14 protein-coding genes are annotated in these 21,370 nt (G+C 65.5%); 7 read left to right on the top strand and 7 right to left on the bottom strand.

Annotated features, from left to right (window positions below):
• The first annotated feature begins 55 nt into the window (after positions 1-55).
• The 3 genes from QRQ56_RS29825 to QRQ56_RS29835 all read left to right on the top strand — a co-directional run bounded on the left by QRQ56_RS29825 (position 56) and on the right by QRQ56_RS29835 (position 5,551).
• Positions 56-3,547 (top strand): hypothetical protein, encoded by a 3,492-nt coding sequence (locus QRQ56_RS29825; protein ID WP_438744805.1) that lies wholly within the window; start codon positions 56-58, stop codon positions 3,545-3,547.
• 319 nt (positions 3,548-3,866) lie between these two features.
• Positions 3,867-4,784 carry a sulfite exporter TauE/SafE family protein gene (locus QRQ56_RS29830; RefSeq protein ID WP_438744807.1) on the top strand — a complete coding sequence of 306 codons (918 nt, stop codon included), beginning with the start codon at positions 3,867-3,869 and terminating at the stop codon, positions 4,782-4,784.
• Positions 4,781-5,551, top strand: coding sequence for a TIGR02186 family protein (locus QRQ56_RS29835; RefSeq protein WP_438744808.1), 771 nt, complete (start codon positions 4,781-4,783; stop codon positions 5,549-5,551). Before QRQ56_RS29830 ends, QRQ56_RS29835 begins: the two co-directional genes overlap by 4 nt.
• 159 nt (positions 5,552-5,710) lie before the next feature.
• Here QRQ56_RS29835 and QRQ56_RS29840 read toward each other — a convergent pair whose 3' ends face one another.
• The gene (locus tag QRQ56_RS29840) at positions 5,711-6,484 is read right to left on the bottom strand and encodes an MBL fold metallo-hydrolase (RefSeq protein ID WP_438744809.1); all 774 of its coding nucleotides are present in this window, start codon (positions 6,482-6,484) and stop codon (positions 5,711-5,713) included.
• Between the two features lie 13 nt (positions 6,485-6,497).
• A complete protein-coding gene (locus QRQ56_RS29845; protein ID WP_438744811.1) occupies positions 6,498-7,409 on the bottom strand; it encodes a DMT family transporter in 912 nt (303 codons plus the stop codon).
• A gap of 96 nt (positions 7,410-7,505) precedes the next feature.
• Between QRQ56_RS29845 and QRQ56_RS29850 the strand changes: the two genes are divergently transcribed.
• On the top strand, positions 7,506-8,372 hold the full coding sequence (locus tag QRQ56_RS29850) for a LysR family transcriptional regulator (protein WP_438744812.1): 867 nt from the start codon (positions 7,506-7,508) through the stop codon (positions 8,370-8,372).
• 32 nt (positions 8,373-8,404) lie between these two features.
• Here QRQ56_RS29850 and QRQ56_RS29855 read toward each other — a convergent pair whose 3' ends face one another.
• The gene (locus tag QRQ56_RS29855) at positions 8,405-8,680 is read right to left on the bottom strand and encodes a hypothetical protein (RefSeq protein ID WP_438744813.1); all 276 of its coding nucleotides are present in this window, start codon (positions 8,678-8,680) and stop codon (positions 8,405-8,407) included.
• A 208-nt stretch (positions 8,681-8,888) separates the two neighbouring features.
• Here QRQ56_RS29855 and QRQ56_RS29860 point away from each other — a divergent pair, with 208 nt between their 5' ends.
• Positions 8,889-11,405 (top strand): glycogen/starch/alpha-glucan phosphorylase, encoded by a 2,517-nt coding sequence (locus QRQ56_RS29860; RefSeq protein ID WP_438744814.1) that lies wholly within the window; start codon positions 8,889-8,891, stop codon positions 11,403-11,405.
• Between the two features lie 228 nt (positions 11,406-11,633).
• Positions 11,634-12,449, top strand: coding sequence for an acyl-CoA thioesterase (locus QRQ56_RS29865; RefSeq protein ID WP_438744815.1), 816 nt, complete (start codon positions 11,634-11,636; stop codon positions 12,447-12,449).
• A gap of 37 nt (positions 12,450-12,486) precedes the next feature.
• Here the strand turns inward: QRQ56_RS29865 and QRQ56_RS29870 are convergent, their stop codons facing one another.
• The gene (locus tag QRQ56_RS29870; RefSeq protein ID WP_438744816.1) at positions 12,487-13,680 is read right to left on the bottom strand and encodes a serine hydrolase domain-containing protein; all 1,194 of its coding nucleotides are present in this window, start codon (positions 13,678-13,680) and stop codon (positions 12,487-12,489) included.
• A 54-nt stretch (positions 13,681-13,734) separates the two neighbouring features.
• On the bottom strand, positions 13,735-15,375 hold the full coding sequence (locus QRQ56_RS29875; protein ID WP_438744986.1) for a flavin-containing monooxygenase: 1,641 nt from the start codon (positions 15,373-15,375) through the stop codon (positions 13,735-13,737).
• Positions 15,376-15,432: 57 nt separating this feature from the next.
• Between QRQ56_RS29875 and QRQ56_RS29880 the strand changes: the two genes are divergently transcribed.
• On the top strand, positions 15,433-16,596 hold the full coding sequence (locus QRQ56_RS29880) for a helix-turn-helix domain-containing protein (protein WP_438744817.1): 1,164 nt from the start codon (positions 15,433-15,435) through the stop codon (positions 16,594-16,596).
• A gap of 151 nt (positions 16,597-16,747) precedes the next feature.
• Here the strand turns inward: QRQ56_RS29880 and QRQ56_RS29885 are convergent, their stop codons facing one another.
• Positions 16,748-18,364, bottom strand: coding sequence for a phosphoenolpyruvate carboxykinase (locus tag QRQ56_RS29885; RefSeq protein ID WP_438744818.1), 1,617 nt, complete (start codon positions 18,362-18,364; stop codon positions 16,748-16,750).
• A gap of 285 nt (positions 18,365-18,649) precedes the next feature.
• Positions 18,650-21,244 (bottom strand): CHAT domain-containing tetratricopeptide repeat protein, encoded by a 2,595-nt coding sequence (locus tag QRQ56_RS29890; RefSeq protein WP_438744819.1) that lies wholly within the window; start codon positions 21,242-21,244, stop codon positions 18,650-18,652.
• Positions 21,245-21,370: the final 126 nt, after the last annotated feature.

Raw genomic sequence — 21,370 nt, forward strand, 5'->3', positions numbered from 1 at the left:
CGTGGGAAGGCTGGAGGCGCCGGGTGGGGCGCCGGAGTCGGAACCGGACAGAGTCATGAATTCGCGCGTATCGTGGAGTGTGGACGGTATCGATCCATCCGTCAGGGAGCGGGCCGAAGCTGCTGCGCGTCGCGCGGGCATGTCGCTCAATGACTGGCTGAACTCCACGCTCGGCGAATCTGCCCCGCCAAACTTTCGCGGACCTTACGATCAGCGCCAGAATCAAGATCAGCGTCAAGATCCGCGCCCGCAGCAAATGCCAGGCCAGGCACCGAGCCAGGAGAGCCGCGAAGTCGCGGATATCCACCAGCGGCTCGACGCGATCACGCAGCAGATCGAACGGATTTCAAAGCCCGCGCCGCGCCAGGACGCATCGTCGCGACCGGACGTCTCGCGCGAGCAGGGCGTCGCACGCCAGCTCAACGACGCGATCTCGCGGCTCGATGCGCGGCTGTCGCAGATCTCCCGTCCGCAGCAGCCCCAGCCGCAGCAGCCTCAGGCACCGCGTCCGGCGCCTGCGCCCTCTCCCGTTGAAACGCGCCAGCGCCAGGCCGATGCGGTCGAGCGTGCGGCAGCTCAAGTCTATCGCAACGCCCCGCCCCTGAGCCCGGCGTCGTTCGACGTCGCCGTCGCCGAGATCACCGCGCGCCAGAGCGAGCTCGACGGCTTCGCGCCGCGGCAGGTGCCGCCGCGCGCCGCGCCGTCGATTGCGCCTTCGGCGGCTCCTTTCGCACCTCCGATGGCGCCGCCCGCGCCTGCCTATGCGCCGCCGCAGCAGCCGGGGCCGGATTTCTCCTCGCTCGAGCGCCATCTGCTCAAGATCACGAGCCAGATCGAATCGCTGCAGCGGCCGGACAATACCGAGCAGGCCATCAACGCCTTCCGCAGCGAGCTCGCCGAGATCCGCACCGCCATCACCGAGGCGATGCCGCGCCGCGCGATCGAATCGCTCGAGAACGAGATCCGCTCGCTGCATCGGCGCATCGACGAGACCCGCTCCAACGGCACCGACGGCCAAATGCTGTCGGGCATCGAGCACGCGCTGTCCGACATCAAGCAGGTACTGCGCACGCTGACGCCGGCAGAGCAGCTCACCGGCTATGACGAGGCGATCCGCAATCTCGGCGCCAAGCTCGACCTGATCCTGCGCGCCAACGACGATCCCTCGACGGTGCGCCAGCTCGAAGGCGCGATCTCGGCATTGCGCGGCATCGTCTCCAACGTCGCGTCCAACGAAGCGCTGGCCCGTCTGTCCGAGGACGTGCAGCTGCTGTCGTCCAAGGTCGACCAGGTCACCCGCCCCTCCGGCCAGGGCGACAGCTTTGCGGTGCTGGAACAGCGCATCGCCGCGCTCACCGCGGCGCTGGAAACCCGCGAGCGGCCGCAGCCGTCCGAAAGCACCGAGCATCTCGAATCCGCGATCCGCGCGTTGTCGGACCGTTTCGACCGCATGCAGGTCGGCAACGATTCAGCTTCCACCTTCGCGCATCTCGAACAGCGCGTCTCGTATCTCCTGGAGCGGATCGAATCCGCCTCCGACCCGCGCAACGGCAATCTGAGCCGCGTCGAGGACGGGCTGCACGACATTCTCAGGCACCTGGAGCGGCAGCAGGCGACTTATTCCGCGCTGGCCGAGAGCCGCAATGCGGCCCCCGCCGATTCCGGAATGGTCGATCTCGTCAAGCGCGAGCTGTCCGACATCCGCTTCAGCCAGGCCGAGACCAACCGCAGCACCCAGGACTCGCTCGAGGCCGTCCATAGCGCGCTCGGCCATGTCGTCGACCGCCTGTCCATGATCGAGGGCGATCTGCGCGCCGTGCGCACGGCGCCGCCGGCCCCTGCGCCGCAGCCGATGGCCATGCCCATGGCCGCTCCGATGGCTGCTCCGATGGCGCCCGCGCCTGTCATGCGCGAGCCGGCGCCGCAGGCACCGCAGCCGAAATACGATCCGAAGCCGGAGCTGCCGAACCCTGCCGCAGCGCAGGCGTCGCAGGCCGCTTTCGCCGCCGCGCCACGTGAATTCCACGCCGCGGCCGCGCCCGCCGCGCCGCCGCCGGTGCCGTCGGCTCCGCCGCTGCCGCCGCGTGCGATCAGCGAAATCCTCGAGCCGCACACGGCACGCGCGGCGCTCGCGCCCGAATTGCCGCCGGATCATCCGCTCGAGCCGGGAACGCGGCCGGGCGCGCGCGTTGCTACGCCCTCGGAGCGCATCGCCGCCTCCGAGAACGCGATCAGCGAAATCCCCGCTGCTGCGAAAGAGCCGGCCTCGTCGTCGAGCTTCATCGCGGCCGCACGCCGTGCCGCCCAGGCTGCCGCCGCGCAGCCGGAAAAGCCGGCCCGCGGTGCCAAGAGTAGTGCCAAGGGTGGCGCGAAGGCCGGCGCCGACCGCGCCAAGGACGCGGGCAAGGACGGCGGCTCGACCATCACCTCGAAGATCCGCTCGCTGCTGGTCGGCGCAAGCGTGGTCGTGATCGTGCTCGGCACCTTCAAGATGGCGATGAACCTGCTCGAGGGCAGCCCGACGCCGGCGCCGCAGGCCATGGACAACACGCTGAGCCAGCCCGCGCCGCAGGCTCCGCCGCCGCCGGTGATCGAGAACAAGCCCGCCACGCCCGAGCAGGTCACGCCCTCGATGACCTCGCCGACGCCGATCGGCCGGCAATCCCAGAACAACCCCGCACCGGCCGCCCCCGCACCGGCCAGCTCGGCCTCGGTTGAAATTCCGCCGGCGCCCGCCGCAGCGGTGCCGCCGCCTGCCGCGAGCAGCGACGTCACCGGCGCGCTGTCGGGCACGAGCCGCGCCAAGCTCAGCCTCATCCAGGTGCCGCCGAGCGAAAAGCTGCCTGACGGCATCGGCGGCCCGGGCCTGCGCACCGCCGCGATGAAGGGCGATGCGACCGCGGCCTACGAGATCGGCCTGCGCTTTGCCGAGGGCAAGGGCGTTGCCACGAATTACGACGAAGCCGCGAAATGGTACGACCGCGCCGCGCAAGCCGGCGTGATCCCCGCGACCTTCCGCCTCGGCACGCTCTACGAGAAGGGCCTCGGCGTGAAGAAGGACGCCGACATCGCCCGCCGCTACTACACGCAGGCCGCCGAGCGCGGCCACGCCAAGGCCATGCACAATCTCGCGGTGCTCGATGCCGATGGCGGCGGACGCGGCGCCAACTACAAGAGCGCGGCGCAATGGTTCCGGAAAGCGGCCGATCGCGGCGTCGCCGATAGCCAGTTCAACCTCGGCATCCTCTATGCCCGCGGCATCGGCGTCGAGCAGAACCTCGCCGAGTCTTACAAATGGTTCAGCCTGGCAGCCGCCCAGGGCGATGCGGATGCGTCCGGCAAGCGCGACGACGTCGCCAAGCGCCTCGACCCGCAATCGCTCGCCGCCGCCAAGCTCGCGATCCAGACCTTCAGCGCCGAGCCGCAGCCCGACGATGCCGTCAACGTTGCGGCCCCGAACGGCGGCTGGGACAGCGCGCCGCAGGCAGCCACAAAACCCGCGCCGAAGGCTGTCGCGACGAAGCGGTCGGCTTCGGCGGCGCATTGAGTCGTTTAGCGCTCGCTCCCTCCTCTTGTCGTCGCCCGGCTTGACCGGGCGACCCAGTATTCCAGAGGCCAGCGTTAGGGAGCTGCTCTCACAACAAAGCACACGGCGTACTGGATGCCCCGGTCAAGCCGGGGCATGACAGCGGAGAGAATGGCGAGATCCTGAGCTCACAGTTCTGATCCTCCCTCATTCACCACGCTCGAAATTCTGGGGTCCCGCCCCGCGCCAAATTCCGCTATTGAGGGGCGCGGCAATCGTTCCGACCGTCCGGCGGGCATTCCGCGATGATTGATCCGTCTCGCCGGAGCGTGGTCCCTCGATGCAGCTTTACCTCCCCATTGCCGATCTTCCGGTCAACGTCTTCCTGGTGCTGGCGATGGGCGCCGCGGTCGGCTTCGTCTCGGGTATGTTCGGGATCGGCGGCGGCTTCCTGATGACGCCGCTCTTGATCTTCATCGGCATCACGCCGGCGGTGGCGGTGGCGTCGGTGGCGAGCCACATCGCGGCCTCCTCCTTCTCCGGCGCGCTGTCTTACTGGCGGCGGCGTGCGATCGATCCGTCGCTGGCGAGCGTGTTGTTATGCGGCGGCGTGACCGGCACGGCGCTCGGCGTCTGGACCTTCACGCAGCTCCGTGCGCTCGGCCAGCTCGACCTCATGATCGCGCTCTCCTACGTGGTGCTGCTGACGACCGTGGGCAGCCTGATGTTCTCCGAAGGCCTGCGCGCCCTGATGCGAACCCGGCGCGGTGCGGTGCCGCCGCGCCGTACCCACAACTGGATCCACGGCCTGCCGCTGAAGATGCGCTTCAAGCGCTCGAAGATCTACCTCTCGGTCATCCCCGTGGTGGTCGTCGGCATCCTGATCGGCTTCATCGGCGCCATCATGGGCATCGGCGGCGGCTTTATTCTCGTGCCCATCATGATCTACCTGCTCAGAGTGCCGACCTCGACCGTGATCGGGACCTCCATGGTGCTGACCCTCGTCACGATGCTGTTCGCGACCATGCTGCACGCAGTGACCAATCACCTCGTCGACGCCGTGCTGGCGCTGATCCTGATGGTCGGCGGCGTCACCGGCGCGCAGTTCGGGGCGCGTGCCGGCCAGAAGATCCGCGGCGAGCAGTTGCGGCTGCTGCTCGGCCTTCTGATCCTCTCGGTCGGAATTCGCTTTGCGATCGAGCTCGTGATCCGCCCGGCGGACCTCTTCACCATCCGCGAACTCGGAGTGAGCGGATGAGGCGCGCGCCGCTCGCACTCCTGGTCGTCCTGCTGCTCGGCTCGGTCGCGCATGCCGAGCGGCTGATCGTCTCGGTCTCCAACCACCGCGTTACGGTGACGCCGAACTATTCCGGCGAGGAGCTGGTGCTGTTCGGCTCGGTCGAGAAGGACGCCACCACGCCCGCCGATCGCACGTCTTACGATCTCGTGGTCACCGTGATGGGTCCGCGCGCGGACATGGTGACGCGGCGGAAGGAACGCACCTTCGGCATCTGGATCAACACCGACTACCGGCAATTCCTGCAGGTGCCGAGCTATCTGGCGCTGTTCGCCAACCGGCCCTTCGAGGCCATCACCTCGCCCGAGATTGCGCGGCGGCAGCAGATCGGGCTGAACAACGTGCTGCTGACGCAGCGGGTCAGCGGCGACTTCGCCGACGTGGTGCCGAACGATGCTTTCCGGTCCGCGTTCATTCGCTTGCGCACCCAGCGTGGGCTCTATCGCGAGGACGGAAGCGCCGTGACGTTCCTGACGCCGACGCTGTTCCGTACCGGCATTCCGCTGCCGGCGGAGGTGCCGATCGGCACCTATGAGGTCGAGATCAAGCTGTTCGCGAACGGCGCGTTCATCGGCAAGACCGAGACCGCATTCGAGATCGTCAAGGTCGGCTTCGAGCAGTTCGTCGCAACGACGGCACGGCAGAACGGCCTGATCTACGGCCTCGCCACCGCCGCGATGGCGCTGATGACGGGATGGATGGCCTCGATCGTGTTCCGGAAGGATTGAGGGCCGCGGTCACGCGCCGTTCTCTCTCGTCATCGCCCGGCTTGACCGGGCGATCCAGTATTCCAGAGGCCAGCGTTAGGGAGCTCACTCTTGCAACATCCGCTGCGGCGTACTGGATGCCCCGGTCAAGCCGGGGCATGACAGCGGAGGCAGTGGAGATTACGGCGCCTCCACCACCGTCGGCACGCCCGGCTCGAGCAGCCGCAGCCGGGTGCCGAAGCCGAGCACGTCGAAGGACTTGCGCAGATCCTCGCCGTTCTGGCGGAAATGCGCCCAGCCTTCGGTATGCACGGGCACGATCGTCGCCTCGGGGAAGGCGCGCGCGGTCTCGATGGTGTCGTTGGTATCCATGGTGAGATGGAACGGCCCGCGCGTCTGCGCCGCGCCTGCGAAAGGCATCACCACGCCGCATTTGAAGCGGCGCGCGACCTCGGCGACGCCGTCGAACCAGGTGGTGTCGCCGCTGATATAGACCGCGCTGGTGTCCTTGCGGCTCGACTGCACGACGAAGCCGATGACGTCGCCCGACAGCGGCTCGATGCCGGCCGGGCCGTGGCGTGCCGGCGTCGCGGTGATGGTCAGCGTGTTGCCGTCGCGATCCTTCAAATGCGCGGTCGCCCAGGACGCGAGCCCTTCGGCATGGCCGCCGAGGCGCTTTGCGCCCGCCTCCGTCGTCAGCACGCGCTTGACCTTGTGGAGATAGTCGCGGCCGGAATTGTCGAGATTGTCCGAATGCTGATCGTGGCTGAGCAGCACGGCATCGACCGGGCCGATCGCATCGGGCTTCATCGCGGGACCAATGGTCTTCTCCAGCTTCACATGCGGCAGCTGGTAGGCGCCGGGCGCATCGAAGGTGGGATCGGTGAGCAGGCGGAAGCCGTCGATCTCGATCAGCGCCGTCGGGCCGCCGATCAGGGTGATGGCAATGGGCATGGGAATTCTCCTCTTACACGACGGGCTTTGCGGGGCGCGTCACCAGGTAGATGCCGAGCGCGACCGGAATGATGCCGAGGAGGTCACGCGCCTCGACGTGCTCACCCAGGACGAGATACGCGAACAGCATGCCGAGCGGCGGCATCAGGAAATGATAGGCGCTGGCGGCGGTGGCGCCGCACACTTTCAGGAGATGGAACCAGAGCCAATAGGCCAGGATCGAGCCGCCGAGCACGAGGAACGCAAAGGCGCCGATCAGGCCCGGCGTAAAATCGATGGCGTGGATGTCGGCGAAGGTAAGCGCGACCGGCGTCAGCACGATGCCGGCCGCGAGATTCTGCACACCGTTGCCGATCCACAAGCTTCCCTTCGGCGAGAGCAGCTTGAACAGGATGGTGCCGGCGACGATCGAGGCGAGCGAGGCCAGCGTGAACACGATGCCGTGCAGGGAATCGGTGCCGACCGCGAGGCGATGCCAGACGATCAGGGTCACGCCGATGATGCCGAGCGAAAGACCGCCGGCCTTGCGCCAGGTCATGCCTTCGCCGAGCAGCAGCGCCGCCAGCGCGGCAGTGAAGACCGGATTGGCCGAGACGATCAGGCCGCCGAGGCCGGCGGAAACCGATTGCAGGCCGGTGTAGCCGAGGCCGAGATAGAGCGCGTTGTTGGCGATGCCGAGCACCGCGAAGATCGCGGCGTCGCGCCAGGACAGCGACCAGGCCTCGCCGCGGATCAGCGTTGCGCCCAGGATCAGGATGCCGGCGAGCGAGAAGCGCGCGGCGAGCAGGATCAGCGGCGGGCAGTGAGTGACGCCGATCTTGCCGGCGACGAAGGCGTAGCTCCAGAGCAGGCAGAACAGGCCGATGGCGAGCGGCAGCGTGTTGAAGCGGCTGCGCGGCACCGAAATCGAGGGGGCGAGTGACATGGGTGATCTCCTAGGCCCTCGATCTAGGGACGGCACTTGTCATTTGTAAATTAAATGATTAACTTCACATAAGTGGATTTTCGAATGGAGGCCGCCATGCTCGATCTCGAGCTGCTGCGCAGCTTCGTGTCGGTGGTCGAGGCCGGCGGCTTCACCCGGGCCGGCGCACGCGTCCACCGCACCCAATCGACCGTCAGCCAGCAAATCAAGCGGCTGGAGGAGGACATCGGCCAGGTGCTGCTGCATCGGGACGGCAAGACCGTGCGCCCGACCGAGGCCGGCGAGCGGCTGCTGTCCTACGCGCGCCGTCTGCTCTCCCTGGCCGAGGAGGCGCGCGACGTGCTGCGCCAACCGAACAGCGAAGGCGCGATCCGACTCGGAATCCCCGAGGATTTCGCGGCGTACCGGCTGACCAAGCTGCTCGGCGCATTCGCACGCTCGCATCCCGGCCTGCGGCTCGACGTACGCGCCGACCAGAGCAAGTACCTGGCGCGCGATCTCGAGCGCGGCGAACTCGACCTTGCGCTCTACAAGCGCGAGGCCGGCGCCAACGGCGCGATCGCGGTGTGGCCGGAGCGGGTGCACTGGGTGACCAGCAAGAGCCATCCCATCGACGTCGTCGACGTCGCCTCGGTGCCGCTGATCGGCTTTCCGCTCGGCTGCATCTACCGCGCCGGCGCCATCCATGCGCTGGAAAGCGCGGGCCGCGCCTGGCACACCGCCTACACCTCATCGAGCCTCGCCGGCATCCAGGCCGCGGTCGCGGCGGGCATGGGGCTGAGCATCCTCTCGGAGATGTCGATCCAATCCGATCATCGCGTGCTGACGGCCAGGGAAGGATTCGCCCCGATCAACAAGACCGAGGTCGCGTTGATGGCATCGCCCGATGCGAGCCCGGCAACGCTGCGGCTCGCCGATCGTCTCGCCGAATTCTGCGATGCGGTGCAGGCCAAAGCGGCCTGAAGCCGGCCCCGGATTGACGGACCTGCCGCCGCTCAATTCACCGCGGACATCAGCCTCGTGCCGCACGCATTCGCGTAGAACTTGCCGCCGCATTGGCGCTTGATGGCGGCGCAGCGGGCCGTGGGCGAGGCATTCTGCGGAACAGTGAAGCCGCAACTCAGGCCGTCGGCGCTGCGACCGGGCTTGCCGTCGGCGAGCGCCGCGCTGGAGGCGCTGATGCAGATGACGAGCAGGGCCGCCGCGGCGATTTCGATCAGCAGTCGCTTCACCAGTCGCAGCTTCGGCAGTCGGGCCTTCAGCAGTGTCATGGGAATGTTCCTCCACACTGATGGCTGAATTGATGCGCAATCTAGCACGGAAATCCCGGTTTCTCCGTGCTCGTCCGGGTTCCCAAAGCGGCCCGTTCCTTGCATAAATTTACGCCAACGCAGTGCACGGTCGCTCCAGTGACTGTTCCGGTGACCGGGCAGGACGCGTAGGGTTAAGTGGTGTTCTTTCGACCAGGAAGTGACGGCTTTGCAAGATCAATCGTTCCAGCCCAGTTCTGCCGCCCCGACGCCGCCGATCGACGAGCTCGCGCTGACTGAGATCAAGGGCGCGATCCTGGCGAAGCTGCGGCTTGCCATCGGCAAGGATGCCGGCATGGCGACCAGGCACGACTGGTACCAGGCCGCGGCGCTGGCGCTGCGCGACCGCATCGTGCATCGCTGGCTCACGGCGGAGAAGCACAGCTACGATGCCGGGCGCAAGCGCGTCTATTATCTCTCGCTCGAATTTTTGATCGGCCGTCTGTTCAGCGACGCGCTCAACAACATGGGCCTCCTAAAGATCTTCGAGGTCGCGCTCGGCGATCTCGGCGTCTCGCTGCCGGAGCTGCGCAAATGCGAACCGGACGCAGCGCTGGGCAATGGAGGCCTCGGGCGGCTCGCCGCCTGCTTCATGGAGAGCATGGCGACGCTGTCGATCCCCGCGATCGGCTACGGCATCCGTTACGATTACGGCCTGTTCCGCCAGATCATCAATCAGGGCTGGCAGCAGGAATATCCGGACGAATGGCTGAGCTTCGGAAATCCCTGGGAATTGCAGCGGCCCGAGGTGATCTACGACATCAATTTCGGCGGCACCGTCGAGCATGTCGACGACAGGGGGCGCGACCGCGCGATCTGGCATCCGGGCGAGACGGTGCAGGCGATCGCCTATGACACGCCGATCGTCGGCTGGCGCGGCCAGCACGTCAACGCGCTGCGGCTGTGGTCTGCGCGCTCGCCCGATCCGCTCAAGCTGGATGCCTTCAACAAGGGCGACTATGTCAGCGCCAGCGCCGAGCAGTCGCGCGCCGAGGCGATCTGCAAATTCCTCTATCCGAACGACGAGAGTCCGGCGGGCCGCGAGCTGCGCCTGCGCCAGGAATACTTCTTCGTCTCGGCCTCGCTGCAGGATCTGATCAAGCGGCACCTCGCCTCCGACGGCCAGCTGCGCAGCCTGTCAGCCAAGGTCGCGGTGCAGCTCAACGACACCCATCCGAGCCTTGCCGTCACCGAGCTGATGCGGATCCTGGTTGACCTGCATAATTTCCGCTGGGACGAGGCCTGGAAAGTCACGGTCGCCACCCTCTCCTACACCAATCACACGCTGCTGCCCGAAGCGCTGGAGACCTGGCCGGTCGAGCTGTTCGAGCGGCTGCTGCCGCGGCATCTCGAGATCATCTACCGCATCAACGTGCAACATCTGGCGCTGGCCGAGGCGCGCTGCCCCGGCGACATCGACTTCCGCGCCTCGGTCTCGCTGATCGACGAGAAGAGCGGGCGCCGCGTGCGCATGGGCCAGCTCGCCTTCGTCGGCTCGCACCGCATCAACGGGGTCTCGGGGATGCATTCGGACCTGATGCGCGAGACCGTATTCCACGACCTCAACCATCTCTATCCCGGCCGCATCACCAACAAGACCAACGGCATCACCTTCCGCCGCTGGCTGATGCTGGCGAACCCGAAGCTGACCGATCTGTTGCGCGAGACCTGCGGCGAGGCCGTGCTCGACGATCCCTCGCAGCTCTCGCTGATCGAGGCGCGGGCCAGCGACGTCGAATTCCAGAAGAAGTTCCGCACCGTCAAGCTGCACAACAAGACCGCGCTGGCCCGGCTGATCGGCGAGCGGCTCGGCATCAAGGTCGACCCGACCGCCTTGTTCGACGTGCAGATCAAGCGCATCCACGAATACAAGCGGCAGCTCCTCAACATCATCGAGACCGTCGCGCTGTACCAGGCGATCAAGGACGATCCGAACGGCAATTGGGTGCCGCGGGTCAAGATCTTCGCCGGCAAGGCGGCTGCGAGCTATCGCTACGCCAAGCTGATCATCAAGCTGATCAACGACGTCGCGGAGGTCGTCAACAACGACCCCGAGATCGCAGGCAAGCTCAAGGTCGTGTTCCTGCCCGACTACAATGTCAGCCTCGCCGAAGTGATCATTCCCGCGGCCGACCTCTCCGAGCAGATCTCGACGGCGGGCATGGAAGCCTCCGGCACCGGCAACATGAAGCTTGCGCTCAACGGCGCCATCACCATCGGCACGCTCGACGGCGCCAACATCGAGATCCGCGACCATGTCGGCAACGAGAACATCGCGATCTTCGGCATGGAGGCCGGCGACGTGATGATCCGCCGCAAGCAGGGGCTGGACGCCTCCGACGTGATCCTCAACTCGCCGAAGCTGCAGCGCGCCATCAACGCGATCGGCGGCGGCGAGTTCTCGCCGGGCGATCCCGGCCGGTTCGAATCCATCGCGCACGCGCTGCGCTATCTCGACCATTACATGGTCAGCGCCGATTTCGATTCCTATTACGAGGCGCAACGCGCCGTCGACGCGCGCTGGCAGGTGACGCCGGCCTGGACGCGCGCCTCCATCCTCAACGTCGCGCGCATGGCGTGGTTCTCATCCGACCGCACCATCCGCGAATACGCCGAGGAGATCTGGAACGTGCCGGTCAACCCGACCACGCCGCTGCTGCCGGATTTGCGCGACGTCGCGGGCTGATTTTTCCGCTGCACGGAAGCGGGGTTTATCTGCGAGGTCATTGCATTCCATGCGGATGGAGATGATATGATCTCCATCATCCCCAGAGCGCGCCCGTGATGCGGACGCCCTGACCTCAAATGCCGTCATTGCGAGCGCAGCGAAGCAATCCAGACTGTCCCCGCGGAAAGATTCTGGATTGCTTCGCTGCGCTCGCAATGACGGTGAGGCCGGCACCAAGGACCACCAATGCACGCCAAGCTTCCGCACCCCTTCGACGACGCCACCCGCATCACCGCGGGCGATAGCAGCTGGCAGGGGCACACCAGCGACGATTACTGGGCCTTTGTCGGCCCGTTCGGCGGCGCCACCGCCGCGACCATCCTGCGTGCGCTGATCGAGCATCCGCAAGCCGCCGGCGATCCGCTCGCGCTCACCGTCAATTACTGCGCTCCGATCGCGCAAGGGCCGTTCGACCTCGACATCCGCCTGGTGAAGGCCAATCGCTCCAGCCAGCACTGGAGTGTCGAACTGTCGCAGGGCGGCGGCGAGGTCGCGACGCTCGCCACCGCGGTGTTCGCCGAGCGCCGGCCGTCCTGGGAGCACCGGGTGGCGAAGGCGCCGGAGGCCAGGCCGTTCGAGGAGACGCTGCCGTTCCCGAAGATCAAGGCGTCCTGGGCCAACCAGTACGAATTCCGCTTCGTCGAGGGCGAGATGCGGATCGGCCCGCCGCAAGCCACGCTCGACGGCACATACTCCAAGCTCTGGATCAGCGATCGCGAACCGCGCAAGCTCGACATGCCCTCGCTGATGTCGATGTCGGACGCCTTCTTCGGCCGCATCTTCCACGCCAGGCGCGAGCTGGTGCCGTTCGGCACGGTGTCGCTGACGACCTATTTCCACACCGACAGCGAGGAGCTCGCCGCCGAGGACGTCACGCGCGTGCTGGCGACGGCGGATTCCAAGATCATGCACAAGAGCTACGCCGACCAGAACGCCGAGCTGTGGTCGCCGAACGGCCGGCTGCTCGCGACGACCACGCAGATCGCGTATTTCAAGGCGTGAGCCATCTGCGCCCCTCGTCCGTTCTTGGCCGAGGCTCCTAACCCGCCATTCGCTGCCTCAGGCTCTGATAGAACGCCGTCTCGAAGTTCATGTAACCGATGAACGACGTTGGATCGCCGAACGGAAGAATCTGCGTGGCCCAGAACCCGCCGAACCCGTTCTGACGGTCGATCCAATAGAACAGGTTGGCAAGGCCCGCCCAGCCGAGGGCGCCGGCGGGACGCCCGGTGGGTGCTTCCTGGTCGTTGATCATGAACGAGAGCGCCCAGGACTTTGATTGGCCCGGGAAGAACTCGGCATCATTGCACAGCGCCGGGATGACGCCGGTGATCGGCGTCACTTTCTTGTCGCCGAGATGATTCTTCTCCGCCATGCGCACGGTCTCCGCCTTCAGCACGCGGCCATGTTCGCCGACACCGTCGTTCAACCACATCCGGATGAAGCGCATGTAATCGCCGACCGTGCCGTAAAGGCCGTGGCCCCCCATGTGCACTTCAGGCTTGGCGGGGAGCTCGAAATCCATCGGCGTCAACGAGCCGTCGGTGCCGCGCGCGTGTATCCCCGCCAGCTTGCTGCGCATGGCGTCGGTCAGCTCGAAGGTCATGCTCTCGATTCCGAGCGGCTCGAAGATACGCGTCTTGAAAACCTCTCCAAGCCGGCGCCCGGCGATGGCTTCGACGATCTGGCCGCACCAGTCGAGATTGGTGCCGTAGTCCCAACGCTCGCCCGGATCGAACAGCAGCGGCGTCATCAGGCAGGCTTTGGAAGCGGTGATGACGCTGGGCTGGCCCTTCTCCTCGGCCAGGCGGTTGTAGGTGCGGTTGATGAAGTCGTAGCTGAGGCCGGCGGTATGCGTCATCAGCATCCGCGTTGTGATGTCCCGTTTGGGCGCCCGCAGCATCGGCTCACCCGCGGCATCAAAGCCCTCGATGACCTGGAGCTTGCCGATATCAGGAGCGTAGCGCTTGGCCGGCGCGTCGAGATCGAGCTTGCCTTCTTCGACGAGTTGCAGCACGGCCGTGCCGGTGATCGCCTTCGTCGTGGAGAAGATGGCGAAGATGCTGTCGGTGGTCATCCCGGCTGGCTGGTCGAGACGCCTTTTCCCTGCGGCGCCTTCGTAGATGTTGCGATCGCGGTTCGTCACCATCGCGACGACGCCGGGCACACGCGGCGTGGACGTGACGACGCCTTCGAGAACGGCGTCTGCGGCGGCACCGAAATTCGTGCTCATTGTTGTCCTCCCGTTGTATTGGATGAATTGCGTCGATGCAGCGCTCGCGAGCACTCAATTCATGGTAAAACCCTGGTAGCCGCCGGCAGCGACCTCGTCGCATTTCTGCCGATAGGCGCCGACGCCCCCGCAATAGGACAGAACGCGGCGCGGTTTACCCTCCACGTTCGATCCCAGGTACCAGGAATTGGTCTTCGCGATCAGCGTCGCATTGGCGGTCTCATCGTGATGCGCCACCCATCCGTCTTCGGTATCCTTGGTCGGCTCGACCACATTCAGGTTCTTCGTACGCAAGAACCTGATGCAATCGTCGATCCATTCGACCTGCTGCTGGAGACAGGTGGTCATGTTGCAGAGCGCGGCCGACGGGGCCAGCGGCACTGCTGTCGTGAACAGGTTCGGATAGCCGTGAACCTGCAGGCCCATCGTGGTGCGGATATCCTTGCTCCAATCCTCCTTCAACGACCGCCCGTCGCGGCCCCTGATATCGATGCGCGTCAGCGCGCCGGTTCCCGCGTCGAATCCGGTCGCCAGAACGATGACGTCGAGCTCGTGGATCGTCCCGTCCGCGGTCTGGATACCCGTGGGCGTCACGCGCTCGATCGGATTGGCCTTGACGCTGACGATCTCGACATTGGGCCGATGGAAGGCCTCGAGAAAGTTCTGCTCCAGTGGCACCCGATGCGTCCCGAAACCGTAATCGGCCGGAATCAGGGCCTCGCACAGCTTCGGATCCTTCAGTCGTTCGCGCATCTTCTCGCGCACGAAGTCCGAGATTTCGGCGTTGACCTCGGCGTCGAAGAACAACTCGGCGAAGGACGATATCCATAGCTTCAGGGAGCCGTCGTTCCAGCAATCTTCGATTACCTCCCGGCGCCGCTCCGGTGTCAGGCCGGCCCAGGCGTGCTCGAAATCATATTCGAATCCGGTGAAGGTATGCGGCAGGCGTTCCGTGAGGTGCTGGAATTTCGACTTGTAGGCTTGCGCGTCTTCCTCGCTGTACTTGGGATTCTTCATCGGAATCATGTATTGCGGCGTGCGAACGAAGACCTTCAGATGACCGACCTCGCCGGCGATCGTCTGGATGACCTGGATGCCGGTCGCGCCGTTGCCGATGACGCCGACGCGCTTGCCGCCGAATTCGACCGGCTCCCTGGGCCAGCGCGCGGTGTGGAACAACTGCCCCCTGAACGTCTCCTGTCCCGGAAACGACACGTGGGGGGCGGAGAGCATGCCGCAACAGGTGATCAGGAACTGGGTGTCGATCACGTCACCTTTGTCGGTCGTGACCAGCCAGCGCTGTGTGGCGTCGTTGAAATGGGCGCTTTCGACGACCGTGGCGAACTGGATGTCCTTGCGCAGATCGAGGCGGTCGGCGATGTAGTTGAGCCAGCGTTCGATTTCCGGCTGGCCGGGGAATTTCTCGCTCCAGCTCCATCCCTTGTAGAGCTCCTCGGAGAACAGATACTGGTAAATGTGGCTCTCTGAATCGAAGCGGGCGCCGGGATAGCGATTCCAATACCAGGTGCCGCCAACGCCTGCAGCCGCGTCAATCGCCCTGACCTTCAATCCCTGTTCGCGCAGACGGTAGAGCTGATAGAGCCCGGCGACGCCGGCTCCAACAACCACGGCGTCCAATTTCGCCGTTACCTGCGCGCCGTCGCTTCCACCGAGTTTGGTCGCCGCTTCTGCCATTTTTCCCTCCCAAATCTTTCTACAGCGCGCGGCCTTCCCCACCCGTCCAGTGATCGGATGATCGTGCATCGCGTCATTTGTCGGTCCCACGATTGCCTGCGGCTTTTCGCCGTTTTTCCGCACCGGCGGGAACGCGAGGGAGGCTATGAGGCGGGCTGCGCTCCCGGCTTGAACAAAACCGACAATCCTTTGAATGAAGCCGGAAGCCGGCGCCGACCGCGCCCGAGCTCGCTTGGCAAATGGCAAATCCGGCCTATGCTCTGCCTTGCCGATCGGCCAACGAGAACAACAAGCAGCGGACCAAGCCAGAACTCCAGGGAGGAGGCTCGCGCGATGGGGCAGTTCATCACGGTCGAGGAGCTGCCACGCTATGCTCCCGGCGAAATGATGTTGGACAGTTCAGCGGTGGGAAAAGCCGATTTTCGGCTCCGCGTGTTCCGCTATGGGCCATCCGATATCTGGGTGCCGCCGTCCGAAAATTTTCTGATCGTGATTTATCGCGAAGGCACCACGGCGATGAACCGCCGCGTGACCGGATCCTGGAAGCAGGATCAGGTCGGCCGCGGCGTCACAACGCTCCTGACGCGCGCGGAACCTTCGAACTGGCGATGGTGCCATGACGTCGAGGTCAGTCATTTCTACATCTCGCCCGGTCTCATGGCGAAGACCGCAAGCGAGGCTTTTGACCAGGACACCGAAAGTGTCGAGCTTCATGATCTGCTCAGGATCGAGGATCCGGTCCTGACCTGGATCGCTGACCAGATGGTGCAGGAGGTTTCCGCAGGAGGTCCGGGCGGCCGGCTCTGCTACGACGCCATGGCGCTTCAGGCGAGCGTCCACATTCTGCGCAAATATGCCTCCGTGCAGTTCAAGCTGCCTTGTGCGCAGGGACGCTTCAGGCCGGCGCATGCGCGGATGATCGAGGACTATATCGAGCAGAACATCTTCCGGAATATCACGCTCGACGAACTGGCCAACATCTGCAACTGCACGCCGGTGCAGTTCACCCGCAAGTTTCAGGTGCATTATGGCATGCGCCCGCATGCCTACGTCCTCACGCGCAAGGTGAAGCGCGCTTGCGAACATTTGCGCAAGGACCGCCTTGCACTGAAGGAGATCGCCCTGCTCAGCGGATTCTCCGACCAGAGCCATCTCAACCGGATCTTTCGCAGGCACATGAGTGCGACTCCCGCGGAATATCGCAAGCAATGCACGGGCTAGCCAGACCGGCCATTCTTAGGGCCGACGAAGAAGCGGCCGCCCCGGCGTGACGGCGAGACGTTGAGGCCAAGCAGCCTGACGATGCTCAGGCCGCAAAAAGAAAAGGGCGGCTGATCAGCCGCCCTTCGCCTCAATCACGTCTTGCGAAAACTCACTCCGCCGCGAGCTTCACGTCCGGAGCGGCCGCGCGCACGTCGGCGTCGACCTGGGCTTCGAACTTGGCGAAGTTCTTCTGGAACATGCCGACCAGCGCACGAGCGGTCTTGTCGAACTCGTCCTTGTCCTTCCAGGTGTTGACCGGGTTGAGGATCTCGGCCGGCACGCCCGGCAGCGCAGTGGGGACGGCGAAGCCGAAATATTTGTCGGTGCGGAATTCGACGTTGCGCAAGCTGCCGTCGAGGGCCGCGGTGAGCAGCGCGCGGGTCACCTTGATCGGCATGCGCGAGCCGACACCGTACTTGCCGCCGGTCCACCCGGTGTTGACCAGCCAGCAATCGACATTGTGCTGGGCGATGAGGTCGCGCAGCATGTTGCCGTAGACGGATGGGTCGAGCGGCAGGAAGGGCGAGCCGAAGCAGGTCGAGAATTCCGGCTGCGGCTCGTTGCCGAGACCGCGCTCGGTGCCCGCGACCTTGGCGGTGTAGCCGGACAGGAAGTGATACATCGCCTGCGCCGGCGAGAGCTTTGCGATCGGCGGCAGCACGCCGAAGGCGTCGGCGGCGAGCATCACCACGTTCTTCGGCTGCGGCGCGCGGCCGGTGCGCGAGGCGTTCGGGATGAAGTCGAGCGGATAGGCCGAGCGCGTGTTCTCGGTCTTGGAGCCGTCGTCGAAATCAACGATGCGGGTGTCCTCGTCGAGCACGCAGTTCTCGAGCACCGCGCCGAAGCGGGTCGAGGCCGCGAAGATCTCGGGCTCGGCTTCCTGCGACAGCTTGATGCACTTGGCGTAGCAGCCGCCTTCGAAGTTGAAGACGCCGTTCGGGCCCCAGCCGTGCTCGTCGTCGCCGATCAGCGTGCGGTTCGGATCGGCCGACAGCGTGGTCTTGCCGGTGCCGGACAGGCCGAAGAAGATCGCGGTGTCGCCCTTGGCGCCGACATTGGCCGAGCAGTGCATCGGCATCACGCCGCGCTCGGGCAGGTAATAGTTGAGCGTGGTGAAGACCGACTTCTTCATCTCGCCGGCATAGTAGGAGCCGCCGATCAGCACGATCTTGCGCGCGAAGTCGATCGCGACGACGTTCTCCGAGCGGCAGCCGTGACGCTTGGGATCGGCGCGGAAGCTCGGCATGTCGATGATGGTGAGCTCCGGCACGAAGGTCGACAGCTCGATCGCCTCGGGGCGGATCAGAAGCGTGCGGATGAACAGCGAGTGCCAGGCAAGCTCGGTGAAGACGCGCGTCTTGATCCGGTAGGCCGGGTCGGCACCGCCGTAGAGATCCTGCGCGAACAGCTTCTTGCCTTCGGCGTGCTTGAGGAAGTCCTGGTAGAGCGTCTCGAACTGCTCAGCGGTGATCGACTGGTTGCCGGCCCACCACATCTTCGTGTCGGTGGTGGCGTCGCGCACCGTGAACTTGTCCTTCGGGCTGCGCCCGGTGAACTCGCCGGTGTCGGCGCAGAGCGCGCCGTCGGCGGACAGCACCGCCTCGCCCGCAGCGAGCGAGTATTGATAGAGCTGCGGCGCACCGAGGTTCCAGTGAACCTGCTTGAGATTCTTTAAGCCGAATTTGTCGGCGCCGAAGGCACCGTTGCGCACGCCCGTCTCTTGCACGAAGAAGTCCTCCTAGAACCCGCGACACCAAGCGCGACCAAGTTTGGGCGCCATCGCAGTCACCGTGATTAATGGGCCATTCGGCCTCGGCTGAACGACCTAATAATGATGAACGCTGGCGTTGCCAAGCCGATCCCGCAGGATTTGGTTTATTCAAGGACCGCGCCAAACGTCGCGCATGTCAGCCCTGAACGCGCGTGACGAGAAAACGCAAATGATCGCGCAACCAAATGCCACTTTGCGCGTTTCTCCGTGTTGTTGCGACGCACAATTCACCGCAGCGTTCTATCTTACCTCGCCTTCGCCGATCAGTGCGAACGGCGCCCACATCGCGGGATAGGCGTTGCGCGGCGAGGTGGTGTCGTCAACAAAAGTTAACATCGCGCGGCGCAGGGCTTCGGCACGACCGATCCCAGGTTCGTTCTTGAGCAGGTCGAAAGTCGATGTGGTCAAGCGGGTGGCGGCTTCCGAATCCACCGCCCAATGCGAGACCAGAAGCGCGCGCGCACCCGCGTAGAAGAACGAGCGCGCCAATCCCGACAGCGCCTCGGCGCCGGGCTTGTCGCCGGCGATCGTGTTGCAGGCGGACAGCACCACCCAATCGGCGTTGAGCTTGAGCTGAGCCACCTCGCTCGCGGTCAAAAGACCGTCGTCGAGCTCCGACGGCTGATCGGGAATGGACAATGCAAGCGAAGGCTCGCCCAATCCCTTGACGTCGCCGGCGACGAGGCCGTGGGTGGCGAAGTAGATGATGCCGTATTGAGCAAGCGCTGCACGCTTCAGCGTCGTTTCGCTGGCATCGCGTCCGAGATGGATGTCGGCTTCGGTGGCGCCGACATCCCGCGCCACGGCATTCAGCTCGTCTGCGGTGTCGGGCAGTTGCGGCAGAGCTTTCGCGAGCTGCGCGCGATCGACACCGGCGCCGCGCCAGAAATCGGTATAGGCGATCGTCGCAATGCTGCGCGCGGCGACCTTGCCGCCGGCCGCGCGACGGTCGCCGGGTCCTTCGGCCGCGGGATTGAAGACGGGATCGCCGAAGCCTGTCATCGGCTTGACGCCCTGATCCTTGCGGGCAAAGGCACGCAGCGATTTCAGGGAAATCACCGAGGGCAGCACCGAGACGGCCTGGCGCCGCAGCAGCCAGGCGGCATCACGATAACCTTCGAGCCTGTCCGGAATCGCGGCCTGCGGCTTCTCCGTCACCAGGAGATGAAACGGCAGAGCCGTCAGGGCCGCCGACGGCACCACCAGCAAATTACGCTTGTCCTTCGTCATCGCCTCGACCGGACCGAGCAGCGCGACATAGAGCTCGTTGGCGAGCGCGAGATCGAACAGGCCCGACTTGCCGGAGGCATCGCGCGCCTTGCCGACATCGAGCCCCTTGCGGAACGCCGTGACCTTCTGCGTCATCGCATCCGTGCCGAGCGCGATCTCCTTCCAATCGGCGCCGTCGCGCGTGATCGCAACGACATAGCTCTGCTTGTCACCGACGGAATAGACCACCATCGCCTCGTCGGCAGACAGCAGCGGCTGGATGTCCTTCACCGCCAGCGGCAGCGGATTGGAGAGCGAGGCATAGTCGGGAAACTCGACGGCGAGCGTCCTCTGCAAGGCCGCTCGCTCGTTCGCGATTGTCGCGATCCGCGCGCGGCTGCGCTGCTCGGCCTGGAGGTCACGTTGCCCGGCCTGCTTCGACACCGCCGAGACGATCGCCTTGTCGAGCGATTCGGATTCTGACGCAAGATCCTGCTCGCGGCGCACCAGCTCGGCCAGCCGATCGCTGCCGGCGGCAAGCCGCACCGCGAGCTTGTTCACGGCGGAGGCGGCGGATGATTGCGTGCCGCGCTGGATCGCACCGAGCGCCTCGTCCAGCGCCCTGTCTCCGGGCAGCAGGGATTGCTGGCGGGCGGCGTACAGCACCGGCATCACCACGCGCAGCTGCGCGCGGCTCGTCGCAAGCGTCCTTTCCGCAAGCGGCAGCGCGTCCGCCGTACGCCCGGAGACGTTCAGGAAATAAGCGAGATTGCTGGTCGAGGTCACGACATCGGGATGATCGGGTCCGAGCGCCCGCTCGCGGATGGCAAGCGCGCGGCGATAGAGCGGCTCGGCGTCGGCATAGCGCTGCTGGTGCTCGTAGAGCCCGGCGAGATTGTTCAGCGAGCGCGCCACGTCGGGGTGATCAACACCAAGCACCTTCTCGCGGATCGCGAGCGAACGCTTGATCGGCGCCTCGGCCTCCGCGTCGCGATTGAGGTCGCGGTAGAGCTGGCCGAGATTATTCAGGAGCGTTGCGACCGCGGGATGCTCGGGGCCGCCGACCTTCTGGTAGATCGCAAGCGCCCGCTGAAACAGCGGCTCGGCTTCGGCCTGACGCTGCTGCTTCACATAGTATGTGGCGAGGTTGTTGAGGGACTGGGCGACGTCGGGATGCTCGCGCGACAGCGCCTGCTCGCGAACCGCCAGCGCGCGCTTGAACAGCGGCTCGGCTTCGGTGAAGCGGCTCTGCCGCTGATAGAGCGCCGCGAGATTATTCAGCAGCGGCGCGATCTCGACGCTGCCCTGCCCGGTCCCTTTTTCCATCAGCGCGATGGCGCGCTTGTAAAGCGGCTCGGCCTGATCGTCGTGGCCCTGGTCGGCCTGGATCTGCGCAAGATTGTTGAGCGCGGCGGCAAGGTCGCGGTTGTTGCTGGTCTTCTCGAGCGCGGCCACCATCGCCTGCGCCAGCGGCAGCGCCTCCGAATATTTGCCGGCGCTCCGGAGCGCATTGATGCGCGCGCTCTGCGCCGACAGATCGCTCTTCTGGGCAAGACCCGGCGTGGCAAGCGACGTCGCTATCGCGAGCGCGAGGCCCGCAGCCAATGCCAAACGACGACGCGTCATGAACCCTCTCGCTGCGAACCCAAGGCCTCACGGTCTTGGTCGCAGTGATGGGTTGCAGCGTTCAAATCGTTGCGTTGCAGGGGTGTACTCATCATCCGGCGCTGGTTTGGGCGCTCTCGGGTGTCC

The organism is Bradyrhizobium sp. U531 (genome assembly GCF_051710265.1).
Lineage (GTDB): Bacteria > Pseudomonadota > Alphaproteobacteria > Rhizobiales > Xanthobacteraceae > Bradyrhizobium.